This is a genomic window from Streptomyces sp. NPDC104106 (assembly GCF_055584345.1).
On record NZ_JBVJMF010000003.1, the window covers coordinates 23,679 to 38,168 of the forward strand.

13 protein-coding genes and 1 pseudogene are annotated in these 14,490 nt (G+C 72.6%); 3 read left to right on the forward strand and 11 right to left on the reverse strand.

Annotation, left to right across the window (positions count from 1 at the left end):
- Window positions 1–4: 4 nt before the first annotated feature.
- From ACZ60X_RS07400 to ACZ60X_RS07420, 5 genes are read right to left on the reverse strand one after another with little or no spacing between them, the layout of a single operon-like run.
- Window positions 5–220 (reverse strand): hypothetical protein, encoded by a 216-nt coding sequence (locus tag ACZ60X_RS07400; protein ID WP_469594512.1) that lies wholly within the window; start codon window positions 218–220, stop codon window positions 5–7.
- A complete protein-coding gene (locus tag ACZ60X_RS07405) occupies window positions 190–1,599 on the reverse strand; it encodes a glycoside hydrolase family 32 protein (RefSeq protein ID WP_469594514.1) in 1,410 nt (469 codons plus the stop codon). Before ACZ60X_RS07405 ends, ACZ60X_RS07400 begins: the two co-directional genes overlap by 31 nt.
- Window positions 1,596–2,471, reverse strand: a complete 876-nt coding sequence (locus ACZ60X_RS07410) for a carbohydrate ABC transporter permease (RefSeq protein ID WP_469594516.1) — start codon at window positions 2,469–2,471, stop codon at window positions 1,596–1,598. The genes ACZ60X_RS07405 and ACZ60X_RS07410 overlap by 4 nt, the downstream gene beginning before the upstream one ends.
- A 14-nt stretch (window positions 2,472–2,485) precedes the next feature.
- A complete protein-coding gene (locus tag ACZ60X_RS07415) occupies window positions 2,486–3,490 on the reverse strand; it encodes a carbohydrate ABC transporter permease (RefSeq protein ID WP_469594518.1) in 1,005 nt (334 codons plus the stop codon).
- The gene (locus ACZ60X_RS07420) at window positions 3,487–4,896 is read right to left on the reverse strand and encodes an extracellular solute-binding protein (protein ID WP_469594521.1); all 1,410 of its coding nucleotides are present in this window, start codon (window positions 4,894–4,896) and stop codon (window positions 3,487–3,489) included. The genes ACZ60X_RS07415 and ACZ60X_RS07420 overlap by 4 nt, the downstream gene beginning before the upstream one ends.
- A 155-nt stretch (window positions 4,897–5,051) precedes the next feature.
- On the opposite strand from ACZ60X_RS07420, the gene ACZ60X_RS07425 reads away from it, so the two are divergent.
- Window positions 5,052–6,617, forward strand: a complete 1,566-nt coding sequence (locus tag ACZ60X_RS07425; protein WP_469594524.1) for a glycoside hydrolase family 32 protein — start codon at window positions 5,052–5,054, stop codon at window positions 6,615–6,617.
- Between the two features lie 592 nt (window positions 6,618–7,209).
- Here ACZ60X_RS07425 and ACZ60X_RS07430 read toward each other — a convergent pair.
- Window positions 7,210–8,247 (reverse strand): LLM class flavin-dependent oxidoreductase, encoded by a 1,038-nt coding sequence (locus ACZ60X_RS07430; RefSeq protein WP_469594527.1) that lies wholly within the window; start codon window positions 8,245–8,247, stop codon window positions 7,210–7,212.
- 89 nt (window positions 8,248–8,336) lie between these two features.
- Window positions 8,337–9,839, reverse strand: coding sequence for a metallophosphoesterase family protein (locus ACZ60X_RS07435; protein WP_469594528.1), 1,503 nt, complete (start codon window positions 9,837–9,839; stop codon window positions 8,337–8,339).
- Between the two features lie 96 nt (window positions 9,840–9,935).
- Between ACZ60X_RS07435 and ACZ60X_RS07440 the strand changes: the two genes are divergently transcribed.
- Together ACZ60X_RS07440 and ACZ60X_RS07445 are read left to right on the forward strand one after the other, a co-directional pair.
- Window positions 9,936–10,223, forward strand: a complete 288-nt coding sequence (locus ACZ60X_RS07440) for a DUF1905 domain-containing protein (RefSeq protein ID WP_469594530.1) — start codon at window positions 9,936–9,938, stop codon at window positions 10,221–10,223.
- A 480-nt stretch (window positions 10,224–10,703) separates the two neighbouring features.
- Window positions 10,704–11,127 (forward strand): annotated as a pseudogene (locus ACZ60X_RS07445) (putative Ig domain-containing protein); the annotation flags it as partial.
- Between the two features lie 31 nt (window positions 11,128–11,158).
- On the opposite strand, the gene ACZ60X_RS07450 reads toward ACZ60X_RS07445, so the two are convergent.
- The 4 genes from ACZ60X_RS07450 to ACZ60X_RS07465 form a co-directional block, all read right to left on the reverse strand.
- Window positions 11,159–12,331, reverse strand: a complete 1,173-nt coding sequence (locus tag ACZ60X_RS07450; RefSeq protein WP_469595943.1) for a glycoside hydrolase family 64 protein — start codon at window positions 12,329–12,331, stop codon at window positions 11,159–11,161.
- 223 nt (window positions 12,332–12,554) lie between these two features.
- Window positions 12,555–13,310 (reverse strand): dienelactone hydrolase family protein, encoded by a 756-nt coding sequence (locus tag ACZ60X_RS07455; protein ID WP_469594532.1) that lies wholly within the window; start codon window positions 13,308–13,310, stop codon window positions 12,555–12,557.
- A 122-nt stretch (window positions 13,311–13,432) separates the two neighbouring features.
- On the reverse strand, window positions 13,433–14,053 hold the full coding sequence (locus ACZ60X_RS07460; protein ID WP_469594534.1) for an L-threonylcarbamoyladenylate synthase: 621 nt from the start codon (window positions 14,051–14,053) through the stop codon (window positions 13,433–13,435).
- Window positions 14,054–14,070: 17 nt separating this feature from the next.
- A complete protein-coding gene (locus ACZ60X_RS07465; RefSeq protein ID WP_469594536.1) occupies window positions 14,071–14,202 on the reverse strand; it encodes a hypothetical protein in 132 nt (43 codons plus the stop codon).
- Between the last annotated feature and the right edge of the window lie 288 nt (window positions 14,203–14,490).

Here is a 14,490-nt window from a genome sequence, read left to right on the forward strand (position 1 = left end):
GTCGTCAGCCGTGCCTCGGTGGGGCCTGTTGCCACGCGCTGACCTCGGCGTCGCCCTCGACCACCAGCTCGGCGACGTCCCCGGTGCGGGGGTAGACCTGCTCGGTCACCGTCGCCCGGTCCCCGGCGGCGAGGTCGAGGAGTGAGCTGGTGACGCCCGCCACGGTGCGGCGGCTCGCCTGTCCTGTCGTCAGCCGTGCCTCGGTGGGGCCTGTTGCCACGCGCTGACCTCGGCGTCGCCCTCGACCACCAGCTCGGCGACGTCCCCGGTGCGGGGGTAGACCCGCTCGGTCACCGTCGCCCGGTCCCCGGCGAAGAGTTCGAGGAGCGAGCCGTCGACCAGCACCCGGACGGTGAGCGGCGGGCCGGGCGGCACGTCCACCGTGATCGGAGCCGAGCCCCCGGCCGCCCTGTCACCCGCGCGTGGCCAGCCACTGCGGTCCAGGACGACGGTGCCCGCCGCCGGGTCCAGCCGGACGGTGAGCGCCCGGTCCGCCGCCCGCAGCAGGGTGACCGTGGTCGCCGAGCGCGCGGTGACGGTCAGGTCGTACGCGGCCGGGAGCGCCGCCCGGCCGGGCGAGGTCGCGAACGGCCGTGGTGCGCGCAGGAGTTCCAGTTCCGGCGCCGGGAACACCCGCAGCGAGCCGTCCGGGTGGACGTCGACCACCCGGGGCGCGGTCAGGCAGCCCGCCCAACCCGCCGCCACGACGGCGGACGTGTCCCGCGCCTCCCACGACCAGCCCCACAGCAGGGCCCGGCCGGGGGCCTGGCGGACGGCGGGCGCGTAGAAGTCCCGGCCGTGGTCGAGCCGCCCGCCGGCGCGTGCCGTGAACTCCAATCCACCGCGTCCGTCGCTGTTCAGACGGCCCGTCAGGTAGGCGGTGGAGCAGGGCTCGCCGTCCCAGAGGGACACCACGAGCACGTGCTCGCCCCCGCTCGCCTCGTACAGTTGCGGGCACTCCCAGCCGGTGGCCTTGCCGGCGAAGGCGCCGGCGGCGACCGGGTCGGTGCCGTCGAGCAGGACGCCGGCGAACCGCCAGTCGGTCAGCTCGTCACAGTCGTAGAGGAGGACCGACGGGGTGCCGTCCGCGTGGCCGGCGCCGACGAGGGCCCAGCGGCGTCCCGCGAGCCGGAAGACGAACGGATCGCGGAACATCACCACGTCCAGCCCGGCGGGTGGCGCCGTGACCACCGGGTCGGGCAGCGGCCGCCAGTGGAGGAGCCGCTCGTCGCGGGGGTCCGCCGCCCGGGCCAGGCAGATGGCGCCGACGCCGGCGTGGGTGTGGTCGACCCCGGTGTACACGGCCGTGGGGACGCCGTCGTCGTCCACCACAGAGCCCGACCAGCAGCCCGCCTCGTCGGGTCCGCCGGGGGTCGGGGCGAGGGCGATGGGATGGTGCTCCCAGCGGACCAGGTCGGGGCTGGAGACGTGCCCCCAGTGGACGTCCGCGTGCACCGGCGCGGCCGGGTTGTACTGGTAGAAGAGGTGGTGGCGGCCCCGCCAGTGGAACGGGCCGTTGGGGTCGTTGATCCAGTGGGCGGGCGGGCGCACCCGGAAGCGCGGGGCGGCCGGGTCCGGGAGGGGAGCGGCGGGGCTCAACGGTTGACTCCTGCGGAGGTGATGCCCTCGCGCAGAGGGCGCTGGCCGACGGCGAACACGACGACGGCGGGGATCATCGACAGCACGACACCGGCGAGCACCACGGAGATGGAGCCGGTGCCGAGGTTGCCCTGGAGGGAGACCAGCCCCAGGGGAAGCGTGTAGTTCTGCCCGGAGGTCTCCAGGATCAGCGGGCGGAAGAACTCGTTCCAGTGGTAGTTGAACGCGAGGACACCGACGATCGCGAGGCCCGGCCGGGCCAGCGGCGCGTACACGGACCGGAAGGTCCGCCACGGCCCGGCGCCGTCCAGCATCGCCGCCTCGCCGAGGTCCTTCGGCATCCCGAGGAAGTACTGCCGCATCAGGAAGGTGCCGAACGCGGTCGGGAACGCCGGAACGATCAGACCGAGCAGGGTGTCGGTCAGACCCATCGACTTGAGCACCAGGAACACCGGAACGATCGTGACCTGCAAGGGGACCATCATGGTCGCCAGGACCAGTCCGAACAGCGGCTTCTTGAAACGGAAGTCCAGCCGGGCGAACGCGTAACCGGCCAGCCCGGCCGTGATCATCTGGCCGACCGCGATCAAGGCGGTCACCAGGGTCGAGTTGAGCGCCAGAAGCCACACGTCGATCTGGTCGAAGACACCGCGGTAGGCGGCCGTGCTCGGATGCGTGGGCACGATCCGCGGCGGAAGGCCGAAGGACTCCGCCGGGGTGCGCAGCGAGGTCGAGACGGTCCAGACGACCGGGCCGAGCGTGAGCAGCGCGCACACGGTCAGCCCGGCGATCCGCGTCCACGGTCCGAGCGCGTGGCGGGCGCGCCCGAGTGTGTACCGGGCGTGGCTGAGGGGCAGGGTCGCTTGGCTCAAGGGGATCACCCGGCTCACTGGTAGTGGACGAAACGCCGGCTGAGCCGGAACTGGACGGCGGTCACCGCCATGATCAGTACGAACAGCAGCACGCCCACCGCGGAGGCCTCACCGAAGCGCAACTGCTCGAAGGCCTTCTCGTAGGTGACCATCACCACCGTGCGGGTGGAGTCGCCGGGCCCGCCGTCGGTGAGCACGTACGGCTGCTCGAAGACCTGCAGAGCGTTGATGATGCCGACCACCGAGGCCACCAGCAGGGTGGGGGAGAGCAGCGGCAGGGTGACGGCGAGGTGCTTGCGCACGCCGGTCGCGCCGTCGAGCGCGGCCGCCTCGTGGATCTCCTTCGGGATGTTGTTCAGCCCGCCCACGAACAGCAGGAACGAGAAACCGAACTGCTGCCACACGTACACGATGATCACCGTGGCCATGGCGCCCTGCTCCGAGGTCAGCCAGGGCACGGGAGCGATCCCGAACAACCCGATCAGCCAGTTGACCACTCCGAAGTCCTGGTTGAACAGATACTTCATCACGACCGAGATGGACGCGGCCGACAGGACGAGCGGGAAGAAGAACGCCGAGCGGAAGACCGAACGCAGCCATCCCGGCATCCGGCCGTTCAGCGTCAGCGCGAGCGACAGCGCGATGAGCAGCTGCGCGGCGACCGCGACGACCATGAAGACGAGCGTGTTGCGGAAGGAGACCAGGACGGTGGAATCGGTGAAAACGCTCCGGTAGTTGGCCGTTCCGGCCCAACCAGGTGGATCGATCACGTTCCAGTGGAAGAGACTCAGCACGACGGAACCGATGATCGGTACGACCGTGAAGACCACGATCCCGATCACCGTCGGGGCCAGGAACAGCGCCGCGAGCAACCGCGTGCCCCGCTCACGCGCCGAGGGCCGCACGGCCGCCGCACGCGGGGCCGCGGCCCGGGACCGCGGCACGCAAACCCGGCCACCCGCCGTGCCCGCCGCGCCCCGCGTACCCGTGGCACCCGCCGTGTCCGTGGTGTCGCTCATACGTCACGCTCCATGGCCTGCTCCAGATCGTCTTGCATCCGCCGCAGCGCCGGCCGGACCGAGCGCGGGCTCGCCAGCGCCGTCCCGGTGTGCTTCAGCAGCACCTGCGTCACCTCGGCGACCTGCGGCGGGGCCGGGATGGGCCCGGTGTCGGGGAACCTGTCGAGGGTGTCGTAGAAGACCCGCCAGTGCGCCGGGCCGGTCTCGCGGTAGCGGGCCGCCGTCAGCATCGAACGGCGCGCCGGGGTCGTCTGGTTGGTCGAGAACAGCGCGGACAGGGTGTCGCGCCGCGCCGAGTACTTGATGAACTCCCAGGCCGCGTCCTGCTTCTTCGACGTGCGCAGCAGGGCGTAGCCCGCCGCGCCGAACTGGTGCCGCTGGGTGCGCCGGCGCGGGAAGTACCGCACGTCGAAGGCGTCGGCGCGCATCCCGGCCAGATGCAGGCCGCCCGCCCAGAAGCCCCCGGCGGGCGTCACCCCGACCCGGCCGGTGGAGAACACACCGATCAGGTTCTGCCCGTTGCCACCCTCGGGCCGGGTGCACAGCCCCTCCTGGATCAGCTCGGCGAGATAGTCGTACGCCTCCTCGACCCCGCCGCTCGTGGCCCGCGGGGTCGTCCAGCGGAAGCCGCCCCCGCGCCCCCGCCGCTGCGCCGCCGGATAGAAGGCGTCCCACAGCCAGGAGCCGCCGGGCGCCTTGGACTCGGTGAGCAGGTTGGTGCCGTTCGCGAACAGCCAGGGCACCACCCCGCCCCACAGCCGGTTCGTCCAGAAGTACGGGGTGAAGTGGGAGTCGTTGGCCTTCTTCATCCGGCGCAGCAGCGCGGTGAAGTCGTCCCGGGTCCAGCCGTCCGCCGGCAGATCCGCGCCCGAGCGCTCCAGCACGCGCGTGTTGAGGTACATGTCGGCCGCGTTGAACTCGATCGGCAGCTGGTACAGGCTGCCCTGGTACATCATCGACTCCACCAGCGAGGGATGGACGTCGGCGAAGTACTCGGTCAGCTCCGCCGTGTCCCGCCGCACCCAGCGGTCCAGCGGCACGCCCAGGTGCCGGGCGAACAACTGCACGCCCTCGGTGGCCACGTAGACCAGGTCCGGCGCGGTGCCCGCCGCGATCTGCGTGAGGATCTTGGCGAAGAAGTCCGGCCAGTCCACGGCCTGCACCGCGTTGATCCGGACCTTGATGTCCGGGTGCAGCCTGCGGAAGCCCGCGACCAGGGTGCGGATGCCGTCCGGTGAGAACGCCGAGCCCAGGGTCGCGACGACCAGCGAGCCGTCGTCGCGGCCCGGGATGTCGGCCCCGGTGAGGCGGTCCCAGCTCGCGGCGGTACCGGCGAGCGCCGCGGCCCCCGCGCCGTAGGCGCCGCCGCGCAGCAGGGCGCGGCGGGAGAGAAGCGAGTCGGTCATCAGGTGCCTAACTCGTGTTAGCAAGGTGTGATGCCCCAGATGATCGAAGCGCGTCACGGCACTGTCAAGGTGCGGGACGGCTTGACCTTTAACGAGTTAGGTCGCACAGTCCTGGTCCCATGAACCGTCATGAACCGGCACGGGAGGACCGAGACGTGCCACGCGGCCACGGCCTGACGAGAAGAGCCCTGTTCGCCACGACCGCCGCCGGAGCGGGCACCGCCCTGCTGCCCCCGGCACCCGCCGACGCCCGGCCGCGGCCCGCGTCGGCGCGGAACTGCGTGAGCTACCGGGCCGGTTACCACTTCACCGTCCCCGGCCAGTGGAAGAACGACCCCCAGCGCCCCGTCTGGATCGACGGGGAGTACCACTACTACTACCTCTACAACGCCGACTACCTCGCCGGCGACGTCGGCACCGCCTGGCGCCTGGCCACCAGCGCCGACCTGGTCTCCTTCACCGACCGTGGGATCGCGGTGCCCAAGGACACCACCGTCAACGGCGACGTCTGGTCGGGCTCGGCGGTCGTGGACGGCGCGAACACGGCCGGCTTCGGCGCGGGCGCGGTGATCGCCGTCGTCACGATGTCACCGGGCGGCGGCACCGATCACCAGGAGCAGTTCCTGTACTACTCCACCGACGGCGGCCGTACGTTCACGAACCACGGCACCGAGCCCGTGCTGCCCAGTCCGGGTACGGGCGCCGACTTCCGCGACCCCAAGGTGATCCGGGACGAGGACCGCGGGCGCTGGGTGATGGCCCTGGCCGAGCGCGACACGATCGGCTTCTACCAGTCGGCCGACCTCAGGACCTGGACCCGCGCGGGCGGTTTCACCAAGGACGGTATCGGGGTGCTGGAGTGTCCCGACCTGTTCCGGATCACGGGCGACGACGGCACGGCGACATGGGTGCTGGGCGCGAGCGCGGACGGTACGGCCGCCGGGCAGCCCAACACCTATGCCTACTGGACCGGTTCGTTCGACGGCGGCACCTTCACCCCCGACGCCGCCGACCCGCAGTGGCTGGACCACGGCTGGGACTGGTACGCGGCCGTCACCTTCGAAAAGCGGCGCCCGGACGGCTCGGTGGACCCCACGGCCCGGTACGCGATCGGCTGGCTCAACAACTGGGCCTACGCGCACACCACACCCACCATCGACGCGGACGGCTTCAACGGCACGGACTCCGTCGTCCGCGAGATCACCCTCAAGAAGTCCCCCGCCGGCGGCCGTTACCTCGCCTCCCGCCCTGTCGCCGCCCTCGACGCCCACGTCTCCCGCACGGTGCGCCTCGGCGACCTTTCCGTCGACGACGGCACCCGCCTGCTCGACCACACCGGCGTCTCCTACGAGCTGACGACGGAGATCACCTGGTCCCGCCTCACCGGCGCCGGGGTCCAGGTGCGCCGCTCACCGGACGGCGGACGGCACATCGACGCCGGCGTCTGGGCCGACTACGCCTTCCTCAACCGCCGCGGCACCGTCAACCCCGACACCAGCGGCAACCGGCAGGAGAGCCGCACCCCCTTCGACCCCGGCACCGGCCGGGTGCGGCTGCGCATCCTCGTGGACCGCACATCCGTCGAGATGTTCGTGGACGACGGCCGGTACACGCACTCCAGCGAGGTGTTCCCCTACCTCGTGGACGACCGGCTCGCCCTGTTCGCGGCGGGCGGGACGGCCGTGTTCCGGAACACGGTCGTAAGGGAGTTCGCGGTGTGAGCGCCGCACCGCGCCGCAGGCACGCGTGGGAGCCGGTCGTGGTCAGTACGGGTGCGCAGGCCGGTGCGGAACCGCCTGCCCGACCTGCGCCGCGAAATTCGAGCCGGACATGGTCGGGTGATGGCGGTCCCGTACGCAGTCGATCGTGGCGCGCATGTCCGCGATCACGTCGTACGGCGCGGTGGCCGTGGCCCCCCTGGTGGTACGCGGCGGACGTGCGGGGGATGCCACGGGCGGCGCCAGGAGTTGTCGGAGGAGGACTCGCACAGCCGGAGGGCGATCAGCGCGGGGATCCCGAACCGCGGTCCCTGCCGGTGAGCGGCCCGCCTGCTGGGCGCACCACTCCCTGGCGGCCGCCCCGGAGGCGTCGTGCGGGTCGTCGTAGGCGACCCTACGAGAGGGCGAGCCGGCTCCCTCTCGCGACGGCCGTGCAGTCCACGGGGAAACCGGCGAACCGGCCGGGTGCGGTGAGGGAGGCACAGCCGGGCACGCCGTCGGCGTCGGCTCCGGTGACGCCCTGTGCCTGTTGTTCCGCCTGACAGGCGGCGTCACCGGTACGCGGGCGGGCCGCTGGTGACGGTGGAGGAGGGGGTCAGCCGGCGGGCCGCCAGCCCAGGGCCGGGCCCAGCTTCGTCGCCATGTCGGTGAGGATCTGGACGTAGTCCTCGTGCTCGAAGGTGAACGGCAGGGCGAACGCGACCTCGTCGACGGCGCCGAACGCGGCGTGCGCGCGCAGCCGTTCGGCGATCTCCGCCGAGGTGCCCACCAGGTCCGGCGCGAACAGCAGCCGCCCGGGGCCCTGCGGGGCGGTGGTGCGGGGCAGGCGCCGGGCCGCGTACGCCTCGTACTTCGCGCGCTGCTCCGGGCTCGCCGAGTCGGTGGGGATCACCACCAGGCCCTGCGAGACCCGGGCGGCCTCGCCGTCGGGGTGATGGGCGCGGAACTCCTCGATCAGGGCCAGCTGGAGCGCGGCGAAGTCCGGCACCCCGGCCGTGTCCTCGTCGCTCTCCGCCTTGACGACGCTGCTGGTCAGGAAGTTCATCCCGTGCTCGCCCGCCCAGCGCGCCGAGCCGAGGCTGCCGCCGCCGTACCACAGGCGGCGCCCGAGACCGGGGGAGTGCGGCTGGACCACGTCGGAGAACACTTCGAACCCCTCCACCCCGCTGAAGTCGCTGGCGGGCTTGCCGCGCACGAAGTCCAGCAGCCGACGGACCCGCTCGTAGGAGAAGTCCTCGGCATCGGCGGTGCCGGGGTAGAGCGCCTCCTTGATCTGCTCGTAGTGCATCGGAGGTCCCACGCTCACGCCCGGGTTCAGCCGGCCGCCGGACAGCAGGTCCACGGTCGCGAGGTCCTCGGCGAGGCGCAGCGGGTTCTCCCAGCCCAGCGGGATCACCGCCGTACCCAGCTCGATGCGCCGGGTGCGCTGGGAGGCCGCCGCCAGCACCGCCACCGGCGAGGAGATGCCGTACTGGAGGTGGCGGTGGCGGACCCAGGCGCTGTCGAAGCCCAGCCGCTCGCCCAGCTCGATGATCCGCAGCGTGGACTCGTGGCCCCGGGCCGGGTCCGCCGCCTCGAACAGGCCGATCGTGAGGAATCCCAGCTTGCGCAGCGGTCTAGGGGTGGACGGCACGGGCTCCTCCAACGGTCGTACGTCGGCTCTGTCCCGATTCTGGCAGGCCAATGTGACAACTGTGTGATCACTTTCGATCACTTCGATGGTCACTTGAGCGGGATGACGACCTCGTCCTCGACCGGCGGATCGAGTTCCTGCGCACGGTTGCCGGTCGCGGCGAAGCAGCGCAGCCGCACCTCCTCGGGGGCGACGTCGAGGCGCAGGAAGCACTTGAAGAACGGCGGGCTGTAGGTGGCGGAGCCGGGCGAAAGCAGCTTGGCGTACATCTGGCGCACGGGCAGCCGGAACCGGGAGGCGCGGTCCGGGCGCCCGCCGGTGCCGAGCAGGCTCGCGACCAGCCGGACGCGGCGGGTCACCCGGGCGTCCGGACCCGGCGCGCGGCCCGGCCGTATGCCGAGGCGCTCGGCCACGACGGCCGTCGCCTCGGACTCGGTGAGGGTGAAGAAGCGGCGCAGGCGCAGCCGGTGGCCGTACAAGCGGCTGTAGAAGGCCAGCGAGTCGCCGCGCAGCGGATAGCAGCGGAAGTCCCGTTCGGTGACGCCGCCGACCGACACCCGGGGGATGGTGTGCGTGGCGTGCATGAACGCCCCGCCACCGCCGCAGACCACGTACTGGATGGTGCGGCCGTCCACGTCCACCGGATAGCGCTGGTAGTTGTGGATGTCACCGCCGATCGCGGCCACGTAGCGGTGCTCGGGATCCCGGACGATGTCGTCCACCGTGCCGCCGCCCTCGATGGGGCACGGGTGGTGCTCGCCGTCGACGTACAGCGGCGAGCCGGTGACGAGGATCTTCGGCTTCGGCCCCTGGGACACCTCGCGCAGCCAGGCGCCCTGTTCGGCGTCGATCGTGCCCAGCAGGCCGGTGTCGATGCCGACGATCCGCAGCGGTCCCGCGTCGATCGCCCAGTACGGCCCCGGCTGCTCGGCCTGCTGGCCCGGTGCCGGGCGCAGGGCGCGGGCGGCTGCGAGCCGTGGCTCGTCGGTGGGCGCGGGCCGGTGCCACAGCAGGGCCCGCCACCAGGCGCGGGTGAGCGGGCGGGGCGGGGGCTCGGGGGTGAGCGGCCCGGTGTCGGCGCAGAAGACCCGCATGAACGCCCCGAGATCCTCGTACCAGTCGTGGTTGCCGGGTATGGCGTAGATCGGCGCCGGATAGTCCCGGTACGGCCGGAAGAACTTGTCGTGGTAGTCGTCGGCGCTGCCGACCGGGTAGATGACATCGCTCGCGACCACCGCGAAGTCGGTGTCCTGACTCATCTTCAGAAAGCCCGGCACCACGGCGTATTGGGGGTCGTCACCCTCGCCGGTGTCCCCGATGACCATGAAGGAGAAGGCGTCGGGGACCTCACGCCGGATCACCTTGTCCGCGCCGGCCCCGGCTTCGCTCCGGCGCGCCACCCAGCGGCTGCGGGTGCGCCCGGTGGGATCGCCGAACCAGGACGCCAGCACGCCGTTGCGGGCGGCCCACAGGGTCCGTGGATCGAGCCACGACACCTTCTTCACATGGTCCGGCATCAGCTGCTGGTAGACGCCGGGCTCGGCCGAGCCCCAGCCGGCGCCCCGGGCGGTATCGCGTGAGGAGTCAGACACGTCGTGCACCGTAACAACGCGCCGGCGGGCGGCGGTTGGCGGGCCCGTCACCGGCACGCATAGGCTTTGGTCAGTCACGTCAGGAGGGGGGCGGCCATGGAACTCGCCTTCACCGGCCGGGTGGTGGAGTGGCGGGGACCGGCCCCGTACTACTTCGTCGTCGTACCGGACGCGGAGTGCGCCGACATCCGGGAGGTGGCCGCGGCGGCCAGCTACGGCTGGGGAGTGATCCCGGTCGAGGCCAGGATCGACGCCACCGCCTTCACCACGTCCCTCTTCCCCAGGGAGGGCGGCTATCTGCTGCCCCTGAAGAGCGCCGTGCGCCGCCCGGCGGGGATCACGGAGGGGGACGAGGTGACGGTCACCATGACCGTACGGCTGTGAGGCGGCCGGTCGGATCGGATGCGGACCCGCCGTCCGGGAGGGGGCGGGAGTCGGGGTCCGATCCGACGCCAGGGCGCGCGCACCCGCCGCGGGACGATGGCGTCGGCCCGCACGCCGGGTGTGAGCGATGCCGTGAGCAGCGGGGCACGTACGGCTTCGGCGCCGGCGGGACCCTGCCGGGGCGCGGGCGTCGCACCGTGAGGCGTCCTGCTGGGGCTTCGGTGCTCCGCGCAGCCGCGGGGAACTGGTCGATCCCCGCGTCCAGGGCCGCGACGCGCCGCTTCCCGGCCACCGCGCCGGCGGCCTCGGCGCCTGGACCGGCCGCGTCGGACGGCCGCAGCCCGACGGCTTGCGTGGCGGTGCCCGCCGCGCCCGGGTGGCACGCCGGCGCCGGTTCCGCGGTGAGCGGGAGCAGCCGGTCCGCGACGCGTGGCAGGGCGTCGACCGGCGGTCCGAGCGCCGGCAGGCGGCGGATCGCGCATGACGTCCAGCACCGACGACGCGGGCGCCCGCACCGCGGCACTGAACGCCGCCGCCCGGTACGGCGCCCACTCCACCCAGCACGCGGGCATCGGCAGCGCCTTCGCGTCCCATCACCCCGCCCGGCAGCGGGGTCACGGTGACCGCCCCGGGCAGCCGGACCTCGACCGCGGGGACGGCCGTGAGCCTCCAGGTCCGGGCGAGCGGCACCCACGGCGGCGCCCTGGCCTACAGCGCCGCCGACCTGCCCGCGGGCCTGGCGATCAACGGCTCGACCGGCCTGATCACCGGTACCCCCACCACGGCGGGCACCTACAGCACCACGGTCACGGTCACCGGCTCCACCGGCGCGACCGGCACCGCGACCTTCGGCTGGACGGCCGACTCCAGCGGCGGTGGCGGCGGTTGCTCCTCGGCGCAGCTGCGGTGCGGGACCGCGGCATGCCCCGGCGCCGTCAGTTCGTCGGGTCCAGCGTGAGGTACGCCGCTTGCGGAGCGCCGTCGTTGACGAGTGACTCCTGGTTGCCGACGTCGTCGAAGGCGAACGCGTAGGCCTTGCCGTCGGCCATCTGGCCGTGGACCGCGCGGGCGTACTGATTGGTCACCGCGTCCTGGTAGAAGTCGGCGGGTGCGGTGTCCGGCGCCTGCGAACTCACCAGCAGGTCCGAGCGGTTGAGACCGGCGCACAGCGTGCGGGAGATCGGGCCCCGGACCTGGTCGTTGGGCGCGTCCAGCAGCTTGTGGCAGCCGAAGACGCTGTCCGCGTCCGGCTTCTGGAAGCTGGTCACGACCGTGCCGGAGGAGTCCGTGAAGTTCATGATGTTCCCCGAGACCCGCCCGAAGTACTTGGTGTCGGGCCGGTCGGCGAACGGTGTCACGGTCAGTGTCCCGGTCGTGTACTTCTGCCAGACCCGGTTGACGTAGTCGTCCATCACGTTCGCCGGCAGCGCGCCGGTCTCCACGCCGTACAGCGGGGACAGCGCCCGCAGCACGGTGCCGTCGGAGCGGGTCTGGACCAGGCCCGACCAGCCGCCCGGCTGGGCGCGCAGGGCGTCGAAGAAGGCCGTGTAGCCGCCGGATCTCAGGTGCCCGGTGGTGCTCACGCTGCCGTCCGCCCGGCGCACCCCGACCGCGTACGGCGCCGAGAACATGTCCACCTGGGTGCTGTTGAGCCACAGCCCGGAGTCGTTCAGGGTGTACTCGGACCAGTTGAACAGGATGTTCCGGTTCGGGTCGGACGGATTCTGCACGGCAGGCTGCACCAGCCCGCCGGTGGTGAGCCGGAAGTCCAGCTTCTGGCCGTAGGAGAAGTAGATCCGGCCGGAGAACTTCGGTATCCGGATCGTCGTCGACTGCCCGGGCGCCGGGCCCGCGATGGACGCGTCCGGCGCGGGTGTCGGCGGGTTGCCGCCCGCCGGCCAGGCGTGGAAGACGCCGTTCGCGTCGGCCCAGCCCTGCTGCCCGGAGGACAGCTGGGTGCCGAGGTCGTAGACGTAGACCGGTTCGGCACGGCCCGAGTTGTTGGTGATCGTCAGCGGCACGGTGTCCGGTACGGCGGCGCCCGCGCGGCCGGGGACGCCGACGGCGATCACCCCGCCGACCAGGGCCGCCGCGGCCGCCAACGGCAGTGCGGGACGGGTGAGTTGATGCGGCACTCTCCATACCTCCGTGTGGGGTCGGGGCCGTACGGACGTTGGTCCGTACCTGGTTGAGAGCGCTCTCAGACTGGTGCCGCCCCACGTCCATGTCAATGCGTGGGACGAGATCGGCCCGGGCGCCCGCTGGTGCGGCGGGCGCGGGGGCCGGTCACCGTCCGGGCGGCCGGCCGGTGTCAGAAGGTGCCGGAAGGGCTCAGAAAGTACGCTCCAGCAGGCCGAGCAGGGCCGCCCAGTGGCGCTCGGCGGCCTCCTCGTCGTACGCCGGGGTGTCCGCCTGCGTGTAGCCGTGCTGGGCGCCCTCGTAGACCTCGCAGGTGTGCCGGACCCCGGCCTCGGTCAGGGCCTTCTCGAACCGCTCGATCTGCTCGGGCGGCAGCGAGTGGTCGTTGTCGGCGTGGCCGAGGTACAGCTCCGCCTTGATGCGCGGGGCACCCAGGTGCGGGCTGTTCGGCTCGTCGGTGGCGAGCCCGCCGCCGTGGAACCCGGCCGCGGCCGCCACCCGGTCCGGATGCGCCGCGGCCGTCCACAGGGCGAGCCGGGCGCCCATGCAGTAACCCGTGATCCCGACCGGCCCGTCGGTCACCAGCGGGCTGTCGGCCATCCAGCGCAGATAGGCGGCGGAGTCCCGCCCGATCAGCTCCGGACCCAGCGAGAACACGATCGGGCCGAGCCTCTGCCAGATCGTCGGGTCGGCGCCCGGGTCGATGAACTCTGGCAGTTCCACGACCGGGGCCCGGCCGAGGCGGTAGGTCACATTGGGCACCAGCACCGTGTAGCCGGCGGCCGCCAGCCGGTCGGCCATCGCCTTCAGGTGCGGGCGCAGGCCGTAGGCGTCCTGGTAGAACAGCACACCCGGGCGGGGGCGGCCGTCCGCGGGGTGGACGAGGTAGGCGTCGGCGACGCCGTCCTCGGTCGGGATGTCGAGGTCGGTTCGCTGGAGATCGGTCATCGTGAGCAGGCCTCCCTGGGGAATGCGGTGTCGGGCGGCGGTCGCCCCCGGCACCGGCTACGGCTCATGCTGCCACGCAAGATCGACAGCGCTTCACCCGGTGTCCGGCACGGACCGAGCGGTCACTCGAAGCGGCCGGTGTCCCCCGCGCCCCGCCGGACGATCTCCGCCTCGCTGCCGGAGAAGTCCACGACCGTGGTCGGCTCGGTGCCGCAGTCGCCGGAGTCCACCACGGCGTCCACCGCGTGGTCGAGCCGGTCCTTGATCTCCCAGCCCTGGGTCAGCGGCTCCTCCTCGTCCGGCAGCAGCAGCGTGCTGGACAGCAGCGGCTCGCCCAGCTCCGCCAGGAGTGCCTGGGTGACCACGTGGTCGGGGATGCGCACGCCCACGGTCTTCTTCTTCGGGTGCAGCAGCTTGCGCGGCACCTCGCGGGTGGCCGGGAGGATGAACGTGTAGCTGCCGGGCGTAGCCGCCTTCACGGCCCGGAAGACGTCGTTGTCCACCCGTACGAACTGGCCGAGCTGCGCGAAGTCCCGGCACATCAGCGTGAAGTGGTGCCGGTCGTCCAGGCGGCGGATGGACCGGATCCGCTCCATGCCGTCCCGGCTGCCCAGCCGGCAGCCCAGGGCGTAACAGGAGTCGGTCGGGTATGCGATGAGCGCGTCGGAGCGCACCGCGTCGGCGATCTGGGCGATGCTGCGCGGCTGCGGATTGTCGGGGTGCACGTCGAAGTACTTCGCCACCCGTCGAGCTTATGCCGTCACCGGGTGTGCCACGCGCAGCCCTGGAGGCCTGTCGTGGCGATGCCGGTGACGAACGCCGACAGCGTCACCGCCACGCTCGCCGGCTGCCTCGGCGTACCGGCGTGGTCCACCGACTCCTCGTAGGCCACGATGCGGCCGCTTCGTCGCGCTCGGCGTCGGGGCCGGCACGGTGCGGTCCGCCGCCTGCGACGCGGTCGTCGGCGACGCGCCGTTCGGGTCGGCGCGGTGGCCGGCGGGCTGCGGGCCACCACTCTCCGGACCGGCGGCGCCCCCCGGCACCTCCGTGCCGGTCTGCGTCGTCAGCGCCCGCGTCGGCCCCGCGCTGCGCGCCGAACCGGCCGGCGCCGGCGCACCCGACGCCCCGGCCGGGCAGCTCGCCGGGGGTGACGGACGCGGTCGCGAGAGGCGTGGCACCC

What these genes read in the sequence shown, in the direction of transcription:
- ACZ60X_RS07415 (WP_469594518.1), bottom strand. Translation starts at nt 3,490, where the DNA reads ATGAGCGACACCACGGACACGGCGGGTGCCACGGGTACGCGGGGCGCG.
- ACZ60X_RS07455 (WP_469594532.1), bottom strand. Translation starts at nt 13,310, where the DNA reads ATGACCGATCTCCAGCGAACCGACCTCGACATCCCGACCGAGGACGGC.
- ACZ60X_RS07420 (WP_469594521.1), bottom strand. Translation starts at nt 4,896, where the DNA reads ATGACCGACTCGCTTCTCTCCCGCCGCGCCCTGCTGCGCGGCGGCGCC.
- ACZ60X_RS07440 (WP_469594530.1), top strand. Translation starts at nt 9,936, where the DNA reads ATGGAACTCGCCTTCACCGGCCGGGTGGTGGAGTGGCGGGGACCGGCC.